Origin of the sequence: Geminocystis sp. GBBB08, assembly GCF_016743215.1 — a bacterium.
Taxonomy (GTDB): Bacteria; Cyanobacteriota; Cyanobacteriia; order Cyanobacteriales; family Cyanobacteriaceae; genus Geminocystis.
The window spans coordinates 1-11,385 of record NZ_VRZC01000127.1; the positions used below are offsets into that span (position 1 = coordinate 1).

The 11,385-nt window shown below is 33.3% G+C and carries 9 protein-coding genes, 1 other RNA gene and 2 pseudogenes; 3 read left to right on the forward strand and 9 right to left on the reverse strand.

Going from position 1 to position 11,385, the window contains the following annotated elements:
* Positions 1 to 261 precede the first annotated feature (261 nt).
* The 4 genes and pseudogenes from cas6 to FWJ34_RS19590 form a co-directional block, all read right to left on the reverse strand.
* Positions 262 to 435 carry a CRISPR system precrRNA processing endoribonuclease RAMP protein Cas6 gene (gene cas6 / locus FWJ34_RS14440; protein ID WP_308256035.1) on the reverse strand — a complete coding sequence of 58 codons (174 nt, stop codon included), beginning with the start codon at positions 433 to 435 and terminating at the stop codon, positions 262 to 264.
* An 81-nt stretch (positions 436 to 516) separates the two neighbouring features.
* A pseudogene (locus FWJ34_RS14445) lies at positions 517 to 777 on the reverse strand (hypothetical protein); the annotation flags it as partial.
* A 64-nt stretch (positions 778 to 841) separates the two neighbouring features.
* A complete protein-coding gene (locus FWJ34_RS14450; protein WP_308256036.1) occupies positions 842 to 1,447 on the reverse strand; it encodes a type I restriction enzyme HsdR N-terminal domain-containing protein in 606 nt (201 codons plus the stop codon).
* Positions 1,448 to 1,518: 71 nt separating this feature from the next.
* Positions 1,519 to 1,632, reverse strand: a complete 114-nt coding sequence (locus FWJ34_RS19590) for a hypothetical protein (RefSeq protein WP_396231971.1) — start codon at positions 1,630 to 1,632, stop codon at positions 1,519 to 1,521.
* 244 nt (positions 1,633 to 1,876) lie between these two features.
* Between FWJ34_RS19590 and ssrA the strand changes: the two genes are divergently transcribed.
* Positions 1,877 to 2,265: a transfer-messenger RNA gene (gene ssrA, locus FWJ34_RS14455) on the forward strand.
* A 222-nt stretch (positions 2,266 to 2,487) separates the two neighbouring features.
* Here ssrA and FWJ34_RS14460 read toward each other — a convergent pair.
* The gene (locus tag FWJ34_RS14460; protein WP_308256037.1) at positions 2,488 to 2,928 is read right to left on the reverse strand and encodes a single-stranded DNA-binding protein; all 441 of its coding nucleotides are present in this window, start codon (positions 2,926 to 2,928) and stop codon (positions 2,488 to 2,490) included.
* A gap of 120 nt (positions 2,929 to 3,048) precedes the next feature.
* On the opposite strand from FWJ34_RS14460, the gene cobU reads away from it, so the two are divergent.
* Positions 3,049 to 3,603, forward strand: a complete 555-nt coding sequence (gene cobU, locus FWJ34_RS14465) for a bifunctional adenosylcobinamide kinase/adenosylcobinamide-phosphate guanylyltransferase (protein ID WP_308256038.1) — start codon at positions 3,049 to 3,051, stop codon at positions 3,601 to 3,603.
* Between the two features lie 75 nt (positions 3,604 to 3,678).
* Here the strand turns inward: cobU and FWJ34_RS14470 are convergent, their stop codons facing one another.
* The 3 genes and pseudogenes from FWJ34_RS14470 to FWJ34_RS14480 all read right to left on the reverse strand — a co-directional run bounded on the left by FWJ34_RS14470 (position 3,679) and on the right by FWJ34_RS14480 (position 8,694).
* Positions 3,679 to 6,156, reverse strand: a complete 2,478-nt coding sequence (locus FWJ34_RS14470) for an endonuclease MutS2 (protein WP_308256039.1) — start codon at positions 6,154 to 6,156, stop codon at positions 3,679 to 3,681.
* A gap of 229 nt (positions 6,157 to 6,385) precedes the next feature.
* A complete protein-coding gene (locus FWJ34_RS14475) occupies positions 6,386 to 6,742 on the reverse strand; it encodes a DUF1815 family protein (RefSeq protein WP_308256040.1) in 357 nt (118 codons plus the stop codon).
* A 290-nt stretch (positions 6,743 to 7,032) separates the two neighbouring features.
* Positions 7,033 to 8,694, reverse strand: a pseudogene (locus tag FWJ34_RS14480) (NAD(P)H-quinone oxidoreductase subunit 4).
* Between the two features lie 263 nt (positions 8,695 to 8,957).
* Between FWJ34_RS14480 and FWJ34_RS14485 the strand changes: the two are divergent.
* Positions 8,958 to 10,082, forward strand: coding sequence for a geranylgeranyl reductase family protein (locus FWJ34_RS14485; protein WP_308256041.1), 1,125 nt, complete (start codon positions 8,958 to 8,960; stop codon positions 10,080 to 10,082).
* A gap of 29 nt (positions 10,083 to 10,111) precedes the next feature.
* Here FWJ34_RS14485 and FWJ34_RS14490 read toward each other — a convergent pair.
* Positions 10,112 to 11,385 (reverse strand): DHHA1 domain-containing protein (locus FWJ34_RS14490; RefSeq protein WP_308256042.1); only part of this gene is annotated, 1,274 nt, incomplete at its 5' end.

Here is an 11,385-nt window from a genome sequence, read left to right on the forward strand (position 1 = left end):
GTATTTAAATTTCACTAATAAAATGTATTTTTTATTAATTACTAAAATTTTTTTTAATTAATTTATCGTTAAATTTATCTAAACTTAAATATATGCTAATTACCGAAAAAACTCAATTATTTTGATTTATTTCTTGAATTGCTTTAATAATTGCGATCGCATCTTTTCTTAAATTATCATCAATCTTTACCTTCTGTTGTTGATGAGAAAGATAAGGTTATTTCTCGCAAAGGCGCAAAGACGCAAAGAATATTTAGATAATTAACTAAGTCTTTTAAGTCCGCCAAATCCCATTGTCGTTTTTCTACCTAATCCACTATAAAAACTATAGTCTGCTAAGGTATTAATTTGTTTAATTTTTATCGCTTCTATTTCTCCTAAAATTTTATAATTGATAGTACCAATACAAGCAATAAATTTACTTTTATTGTCCATAATCATCTCTGTTTTTATATCAAAATAAGCTGGATATAATTCCTCAAAATTAATATTATCAAAAGGGATATTACTATATTTTTACCACTTTCTTAATAGGCTATTAAATACTAATTCAGCAGTAGGTAAAGATACATCTACTGGACACCAATCCTTACCATTTTTTAGTAAAGCTATTGCCCATTCGATACCAATTTTTCCTTTATTTTCTTGTTTTTGATTCCATTCTTCTAGTAAGAATAACAAAGTAGAAGTAAGACGAGAATGAAAACGTTTTGGTGACATTTTAGGTACTGCTTTTCCATCAATTAATTCACAAGTATAATCATCATTTGGTAAGGCTAAAAATTCAGCTAAAGTTAAGGATTATTTTAGTAAAGTTGCCATAATTTTTCTCCATAATTGTTTAAGATAATGCTTGAACTAAAATACGCATTAAGGGATCTAAATCATCAGGTACTCTATATAAATCTAAACCTTGTTCTATATGTTTTTGTTGTCGATTTAACCGCCCAAATTGCCAAATGTTGCCGGTCGTTACCGCACCTATTAATATTTCTTGATCTCCCATTTTTTCCCATTGATCTAAAGCAATTAATTGAGCAGTAAGTTGCGTAAAACCAAAATCTAAATCTTGTTTTTTAGCCTCGATTACTAAAAGATTATCATGATTTTTTAAAAGATAATCCAAATAACCTTGTAATTGTTCATTTATCTTAATTTGATATTCAATTCTTACTTGTGATTTAGTATAGTGAACTAAGTCTAAAATAATGGGTGAAATTAATACTTCTCGGCGACTTGTTTCATTCGCTAAATCAAAATAAGGTAAAACTTCATTCAGTCTTTGTTGTAATTTTTTTAACTCGTCTAATTCTCCTTGATATTGCTTTAAATTCAAACGTTTACGAGTAAATTTATACTCTAATTCTTCCGCTAAATCTTGAGCAGAAATACCCATTTCAAAGTATTTACTAAAGGTGTAAGATTGAGTTTGATCGATAATTTTCATAGTTATTTTTTAATCATTATTAGGGGTTATATAATTAATTATAGCAATAGTTTTTTCTCCTTCTTTATATGCTAATTGACAATATTTCCTTTACGGTTACATCTTCCCGCACGTTGAATTAAGTTTTCTGGAGGACATAATTGAGTAATTAAGGTTTTACAATTCAAATCACAACCAACCTCGATCGCACTTAGAGAAGTATTACCCTATGGAAAAAATGCTGAAATTATTGCCACTGAAATAGTGAGAAGAAAATTTATTAATGAAATTAAAACTATATCTGAAAAATATCTTGTTTAACTACTCCTTCAAACTTGGGCCTAACCTCGAAAAATTCGGGCTTTATTTAGATATAATTTTAAAAAAAATCCTGCTAATTATTTAAAATTTGCCATTTAGAAAAATAATAGTTATGATAGAAGAATATAAGGGGCTGTAAAGGTTTCGACAGGTTGGTGAAAGCTAACCCGTGATTCAGGACGAGAGTGAGTCTTCTCTCGGTAATACTGGACTCAAAAAAAATGTAACTGCGAACAACATCGTTCCTTTTGCTCGTAAAGCTGCACCTGTTGCTGCCTAAGACCTAATTTCGGTTCGAGCGCTTATAATATGACTCCGTTAAGTATTATAGGCAACCCTCAACGGATGCTCTCAGTAAAAGTTTCTAGTCTGACATTGAGCTAAGAAAATACTAGAAAATCCTGCTATCAGGGATAAGTGATAGTTCCGGCTTTGAGGATTAGAAAAGCTATGCCTGTGAATGAACGATAGGTAAATAACCAGTTTGGACAGCAGTTCGACTCTGCTCAGCTCCATAAAATAAGTAAGAATAAAAAAGTATCAGTGTTAATAGCATTGGTACTTTTTTGTTATCTAACATATCATAAGTACTCATGCAAAATTAATTGTATAGAGGCAAGGCAATACAAGGCAAAGGGTTTAAACCCCTTGTTAATCCTTGTTATGATAGCTTTGAAAAAAATAGAATTAATAAACACTTTATATTATATTTAAAATACTATTCCTAATTCCGGCAATTTTTAAAAAGGAATATTATCCAATGTATTTGTGTCAACACCATCATTATCTAAAATAGGATCTTCTTGTTCATTGTCATCGGATTGATAGCCTTTGATATTAACGACATTATTACGGGCAGGATTACCGTTACCATTACTGTTGGTGTTTAAAGGATAAATATGAGAAATCGTTAATTCAGCAATTTTTTCTTTATATCCTTGTCTTTCTACCAAATCCATCTTTAAACGTCCACTCAAAACCACCTGATTACCTTCGGTGTATTTTTGTTCAATATCCGTTGCTAAATTTCCCCATGCAATTACTTTCATCGTAGAAGGAGGATTATTGGGGGAGGGATTATCAAATTCTACCATCATTTCTGTAACGGCTAATTGATTATCTTGAGTGTATCTTAATTCAGGATTACGGACGATTTTTGCCATTAAAACGCAACTATTCATGATTTTTAGTTCTTACTCAACAATAAGGTTATGATCATTAACTATCTTCTATTTTGCCATAATTAGCAGAAAATAGTAGTTTAAAAATACTAATCTTTTTCGTTTAACAGTAAAATCAAAATGAATGACTCTAATATAATTTTAGTTACAGGTGCGGCAAAATCAGGTAAAAGCGAATGGGCAGAATATTTAAGTAAAAATAATCATAAACCAGTAATTTACATCGCCACAGCTCAAAAAATTGATGATGATGAAGAATGGATGCTTAAAATAAGACAACATCAAGAAAGACGACCAAAAAATTGGCAAATATGGGAAATTCCCGTTGATTTACCTTTAGCTATTGAGCAAGTTTCTGAAAATCATTGTATTTTAATCGATTCCCTAGGCCCATGGGTAGCTAACTGTTTAGAAAAAGATGAATCTAATTGGCAAATTCAAGTAGAAAAATTGATGTTTAGTTTAGAAAATACTTCTACTGACGTTATTTTAGTGGCAGAAGAAACGGGTTGGGGTGTTATTCCAGCTTATCCTTTAGGGCGTTTATTTCGCAATCGTTTAGGTGAAGTTATCCGTTTAGTGGGAAGTATCGCTAAATCTGTCTATCTCACCGTTGGCGGTTATGCCGTTGATATAACTAAAATTGGTGTTAAATTACCTTCTCCTCACTGCTAATGGTTAATTTCTGTTGATTAACTGTAACATTTCTCAATTATTTTAATATTGCTTAATGTCAGTTAAATAAATTTGTTACTTTAAATAAGCTACTGTTACCCCCGCACCGCCATCGTTTTGTTTTGCTAGTTCAAAGTTACTCACTTGAGGATGATTTTTTAAAAATTCATGAACTCCTGTGCGTAAACTTCCCGTTCCTTTACCATGTATAATCCATAATGATCCCATCTCTGTGGCATTGGCGATCGCCTTTTCTAAAAGAGGTTCGGCTAAATGAACTCGTTTTCCTCGAATATCAACAGTATTTTGAGAAGTTCGGACATTAATAGTTTTAGACTCAGTTTTGGTGATATTACCTTGTTTAGACTGCTGTTTATTAACGCTTACTTTCGTTTTCTCAGGAATTGGGTTAACTTTTTCAAAACGTTTGCCATCTAAAGATTCAATATCAGTGAAGGGAATTACCATCTTCATGATACCTAATCGAGCAGTTAATTGTTCTGTGTCTTCATCTACTGTTAAGACTTCTGCCGTTTGCCCAATACTTAAAATTCTCACTCTTTCCCCCACTGTCGGCTTATAGCTTGATTTTACTTTCAATGGTGTCAAAAAGCGATCGCCAATTTGATTCAGTTTTTCTGTAGCTTGATGTGCATCTAAAGCTGTCGGATCACCTTTTTTCTGTAAACCCTTAATAACTTGAGCGATTTGGCTTTTAGCATCAAATAACAGTTTTTGAACCTCTTGCTCTTGCTGTAGCTTCAAATTTCTCTCTCTAGCTTGTAAAGATGAGGCTTTTTCTTCCACTTGATGATAAAATAACTCAGTTTTTGAGAGTAAATCTTGAGCTTGTTTATGTTTATTTTCCTGCTCACGGCGTTGATTTTCAAGGGCTGAAATTAATTCATTGACATCATGGGAAAAACCCCCTACCAATTCCTGTGACTGGGCAACAATTTCTAGGGGTAAACCTAACCTTTGCGCAATGGTGATGGCATTTGAACGCCCCGGAATACCCCATAATAATCTATAGGTAGGCTGTAAACTTACCTCGTCAAATTCCACAGAGGCATTTTCAAAACGAGAATCATTATATTTCAAACTTTTTAACTCCCCGTAGTGAGTTGTCGCAATGGTTAACAAATTATGTTCTGCTAAGTATTTTAATATAGCTATAGCGATCGCCGTTCCTTCACTGGGATCTGTACCTGCACCAACTTCGTCTAGTAATACCAAAGATCCCCTTGGAATCTCCTCTTTTACTAAGGGGGGCTGAGGGGAATCAAACTCCCTTACTAAGCCCAGCGGGGGAGGATATAAAGCGTCAATAATGCGAATAATACGGCAAATATGTCCAGAAAATGTGGATAAATTTTGTTCTAAGGATTGTTCATCGCCAATATCGGCTAAAATGCTCTTAAACCAAGGAATTTGTGCAGGATATTGAGCAGGAAGATATAATCCTACTTTTGCCATTAATGCCAAGATACCAATGGTTTTTAGGGTGGCAGTTTTACCTCCAGTATTAGGTCCTGTAATCGCTACAACTCTGGTTTCTGAGGTAATTAATACGTCAATGGGGATAACTTCTTTACCCTCCTCATGTTTTTCCTGCCATATCAATAAGGGATGTCGCACTTTTCTTAAATGGATGCTTTCTCCATCTCGAAAATCAATAAATTCTGGTGGATAACCATTCAACCATAAACTATAACGGGCTTTGGCTGTAGCTAAATCTAAGGCTGTGGCGATAGCTAATAATTGCTCTAAATCTTGCCAAACTTCGGCAACTTTCGCTGTTAACTGTCTTAAAATCTTTTCTTCTTCTCTTTTCTCTTGATTACGGCTAGTTTGTAGCTTATTTCCTAATTCGATAATCACTCTCGGCTCTAAATATAACGTCACGCCACTGGTAGAGGTATCATGAACTATACCTTGAATTTGTCCACTATGACTAGCTTTAATCGGCAAGACAAAGCGATCGCCTCTTTGAGTGATAACAGGTTCTTGTAATGCGGTACTATTTTTTTGAATAATACCTTGTAAAGTTTGGTGAATTTTATGGCGTAAAGTCTTAATTTTTTGACGAATTTCACTTAATTCAGGACTTGCTCTTTCTGTGATTTCGCCACGATCATCTATACAATAGCGAATTTCTTGCTCTAATTCGGGGAAAGTTCTTAAATCTTTAACTAATTGTTGAAGGGTAGGAGAGTTTTCTTGATCTTCAATTACTCTTCTTAGTTTACGCACTCCTGATAAAGTTGTCGCCAAATTTAACAACTCATCACCAGTTAAAACACCGCCAATTTTTGCTCTTTCAAGAGAATCGCCAATATCATGAATACCATTAAATGACCAATTTGCATTTATATTTGTTTCTATGTCACAAACTTCTTTTGTTTGAGCTAATAAATAATTAGTTTCAGATAGAGTATTAGGTATGGTTAATTGACTAGATGCCATTACACCTAATTTAGTAGCGGCAAAAGTAGAGAGATGTTGACATAATCTCTGCCATTCTAATAAACGAAAAGTTTCTTGTTCTATCAAAGCTTTAGCAATTTACAATTAAAAATTAATAATTAACAATAGAGCAATTTTTTACAATACCTCATAAGATGGGAAAAAAGATCATTAGACATGGGCTTTAGTTAAGAAAATTGAGAGATAAATTTCTTACTACAAGCAAAAAGAATTTTTTTCCACAAGTTTATTACTTTTTCATTATTCACACAGAAGCATCCTAAAAGTATTGTTAATTATCAATAATAACTTAAATTTAACGAACTAATAAACTATGATCATATTTAGGGGATTTACTGTCAGAAGATTTAATCTGATATTTGACTAAATTAGCTAATTCTTCTAATTGACTGATAGCTTCAGCACCTTCTAACTTCATTAATTCTCTGTCATCTTGCATTTCAGTCCAAGTAATTCCATAATCAGAGACTAGAAAACGAATTAAGTGATTATCACCAAGGCTAACCATAAAAGAAGCACTGGTTAATTCTGTTCCACAAGTATAACATGAGGCTATATAACCTCTTTTTTCTAAAACGATTGCTAAGACTTGAAGATTAATTACTAAATCCTTAACAAATTCTCTATATTGATGTGCTAATCGAATAAACATTGATTCCTCCTTATTGTCATCATTACAATCTTGAAAATTCTTAATATTTATTTAAGATTTATTTTTTAGATTATATGATATATTCTTTCAAAAATGCAAAATTGCTGAATACAGTCTTTTTTTATAGCATATCTTAATTTTCACAAGAATGAACAAATAGATAATTTAGCTAATATGTGGATAGTGGATAGTCAATAGTCAATACTCAATACTCAATACTCAATACTCAATAGTGGTAAAACAGAAATCCCTACCAGTAATTGCAAATTCCTCATTCCTCATTCCTCATTCTAAATTTCCTTTTGGTTAATGGTTGCTAATTGTGACTTGATAAGGGGAGAATTTGTTACTGCTATTTGAATATAAGACTGACGAATTTGTGCATTGACTGCCAACGTTTTAACGTCATAAAGTTGAGTTGCTAATTTTGGATAGAAGCCAACACTAAGAATTAAGCCTAAGAAACAAGCCGCAATAAATATTTCTCTTGGTTTTGCATCTTCGTAAACTGCTTCAGTTGGTAATACACAGCTATTCCCGAAACATACTGCCGGTTCATTATCTGAACTGTCATTTTTTGTAATATCTCCTATAGTACACATCTGAATTTTATCGGTGCCGTAGAATAATTGTCTTAACATTGAGAGGAGATAAATAGGAGTTAAGATTAAACCAACAGCACTGAGAATTATGGTTACTGTGCGGAAAATTGAGTCATAAACATCGCTATTACTGAAACCCACAAATACTGCTAATTCACTGACAAAGCCACTCATACCGGGTAATGCTAAGGATGCCATCGCCCCAGCAGTAAATAAGGCGAATACTTTGGGCATAGCTTTTCCTATATCTCCCATTTCATCTAAGAACATAGTATGAGTGCGATCATATGTCACCCCAGCAAGGAAGAATAATAGTGAGGCAATTAAACCATGAGATAGCATTTGTAACATTGCACCACTGATACCTAAGTCAGTAAAAGAAGCGATACCGATTAAGACAAAACCCATGTGAGACACCGAAGAATAGGCTAGACGGCGTTTCATGTTCGTTTGACCAAAAGAAGCAAAACCGCCATAGACTATGTTTACAACCCCTAAAATCACTAAAATGGGGGCAAAATAAACGTGGGCTTCTGGTAATAATCCTAAATTGAGGCGAATTAAGCCATAACCACCCATTTTTAACAAAACTCCTGCTAATATCATGGATATGGGAGAGGAGTATTAAACAGGGACAGCAGGTAGCCATGTATGTAGCGGAAAAACTGCTAATTTGGCACCAAAGGCAATTAGTAACCCGCCGTAGAGTAAAATTTCTAAACCAATGGGATATTCTTTTAAGCCTAATGCCATCATGTCGAAGGTGATTTCTCCTCCGCCGTATAATGCCATTCCTAAACCAGCGATGAGGATAAAAATAGAAGCTAAAGCGGTATAAAGTAAAAATTTTGTGGCGGCATAACGTCTTTTTTGCCCTCCCCAAATGGATACTAATAAATATACAGGAACTAATTCTAATTCCCACATGATGAATAATAATAAAATATCTTGAGCAACGAATACGCCAATTTGTGCCGAGTATAATACTAACATAAGGAAGTAAAATAAACGGGGTTTACGATCGACTTGCCATGCTGAAAAAATTGATAAAGTAGTGACTAAACCTGCTAAAAGTACTAAGGGCATAGATAAACCATCTACCGACACTGCCCAACTTAAACCCAGTTGAGGAATCCACGAATATTGTTCAACAAGTTGTAAACTGGCATTTGTTGTATCGTAATGTTGCCAAAAAACATAACACATTAAAATAAAATCAGTTAATCCGACTCCTAAAGCGTACCATCTAAGGGTTTTACCTTGTTTATCAGGCACTAAGGGAATAAGTAGTGCAGCGATGAAAGGAAAGGCAATTATTATAGTAAGCCAGGGAAATTGATTCGCTATCATACTCTTTAATATAAGATTTAGTTTTTGTTGTAACAATTCTACTATATTTTGTTAATTTTTGTTAAGATATTCAAAATAATATGCTAGAAGTTATGGATTATAAAGAAAAATAAAGGTTTTAGAGATTCTTCTCCATAGCCCAGAATGACAGTATTACCAAAAGAATTTAGAATTTAGAATGAAGATATTACCATTGCCTATTGCCCATTGTCTGACTTGTTGTTGCACAAGTATATTATTCATTGTTCATTGTTAATTAATCTATGTATGATTGCATTATAGTTGGTTCAGGTCCTACTGGTGGCACAACAGGTTATCATTTGGCAAAAAAAGGGCATTCTGTTTTAATTTTAGATAAAGCAGATTTACCCCGTTATAAACCCTGTGGTGGTGGGGTTTCTTCTGTTATTCAAGAATGGTTCGATTTTGATTTTAGCCCTGCTATTTCTTTAACTACTAATCAAGTTTATTGTACCTGGGAACATGAAAAAACCATTGCCGTAAATACAAAAAATTATCCTATTTGGATGGTGCGAAGGGATATTTTCGATTATTTTTTAGTGCAACAAGCTGTTAAACAGGGTGCAATTTTACAAGATAAAACTGAAGTAACAGATATTGAGTTTAAAAGTGATAAATGGATAGTTAAAACCTCTAATCAAGAATTTTCAGGGCGTTATCTCATTGCCGCCGATGGTGCAAAAGGCACTATGGCAAAGCGTTTAGGGTTTAAGAAACTAAAAAAATTGGTATCAGGTGCGCTAGAAGTGGAAATCCCTTCTCATAATCAATCTAATGATACTTATTTTGAGTTTGGTTTTGTGCAACATGGCTATGCTTGGAATTTTCCCAAAGCTGATGGTTTTTCTATGGGGGCGGGAGTTTTTGGTTTACAACGAAAAGCTCAAAGTTACCATAAAATTATCGCTAATTATGCTAGTTTATTTAATCTTACCCTTGATAATGCTTCTGAGCATGGACATCCGATCTCACTATGGAATGGAGATCAAAAGTTACATACCGATAACGCTCTTTTAGCAGGAGAAGCGGCTTGTGTAGTTGATCCTTTTACAGCAGAAGGTATTCGCCCGTCAATTTTTAGTGGTTTAAAAGCCTCAGAAGCAATCCATAACGCTTTATCAGGAGATATTAATGCTTTAGAAAAATATACCGAAGTTATGACTCAAGAATGGGGAAAAGAAATGATTTGGGCACAAAGATTGTCACAAATATTTTATCGTTTCCCGCAATTAGGGTATCAAGTTATGGAGAAAAATCCTGTTTCAGCTTCCACAATGTTAAAAATTTTTAGCGGTAAATTAAGTTATTCTCAAGTGGCACAAAAAGGCATTAATTTGTTAACAAAATCTTTTTTTTCTTATGGTTGATTAACAAAGCAAGGAGATTTTTCCCTTAATCAACCCCTTAACAAATTAGGGAGTTTAGCACCAATAATTTCTAGTTGAATTGATTTGTCTCCATTCCATTCATTTTCTTTAAGTCTATAGGCAATATCAATTAGTGGCGGTAAGGGAAAATAATCACTCCAACGCCAAGCAATGGCTTTTAATTGAATATTATTATGGATTAATGTTAGCTGTAAATGTTCTCCTGTTTTGGTTAATTTTTGTAAAAATACTTCTACATTTGAGGTGGCAAAAATTGGTGCTTTATTTTCTATTCCCCAAGGATATAAACTTTCGATTTCTTTTAATAATTTGAAGTTAATATCACTAAAATTAATTGTCGCATCTATTTTAATTAAAGGTTTTAAATAGTCGGGTATTAAAGTTTGATGAGCAAAATCTCTCAATCTATTTTTAATTAATGATAAATTTTTATTAAGAAAACTAAATCCTCCCGCAGCTTTATGACCACCATATTTTTCTAATAAATCATCACAATTTTGCAAAGCTAAAAATACATTAAATTCCTCAATTCCTCTAGCTGAACCTCTTATGATTTCTGGGTTTTCTTCTTCATAAGTACCAATAAAAACTGGAACTCCATATCTTTCTACTAAACGAGAAGCGACTATTCCAATAACTCCATGATGCCAATTTTGATTAATAATTAATAATACTCGATCATCATAAAAATTTAAAGGAGTTTCTTCAATTATTTTAACGGCTTCTTGTTCAATTTTTTTGCCTAAATTTTGACGAGTTTGGTTGCTTAAATGACATTGCATCGCCCTTGTTATGGCAATTTCTTCCTCTTCAGTGGTGAGTAATTCAATAACAATTTGAGGATCATCAATTCGCCCAATAGCGTTAATTCTAGGTCCTATTTTAAAGCCTATATCATCAGAATTTAAGAGTTTTTTTTGTCCGTCAATTTCTGCTAAATTAATTAAGGCTTTTATTCCTAAAATATCAGAATTGGGCAATAATTTTAAACCTCTTTTTAACCAACGGCGATTAACTCCTGTTAAGGTTGAAAGATCGGCGATCGTACCTACGGTGTATAATTCTAAAAGAGATTTTGTTAAACCTTGTAACTTATCGAAATGTTGAGCTAAAGTGACAGCTAAAACATAAGCAACTCCTACTCCGGCTAAACTATAATAGGGAGAATTTGTGGGTAATAATTTGGGGTTTAAAATAGCATCGGCAGGGGGTAATTTTGGCGGTAAATCGTGATGATCAGTGATAATTACTTGTAAGTCTAACTCTTTAGCCCGTGCAATAG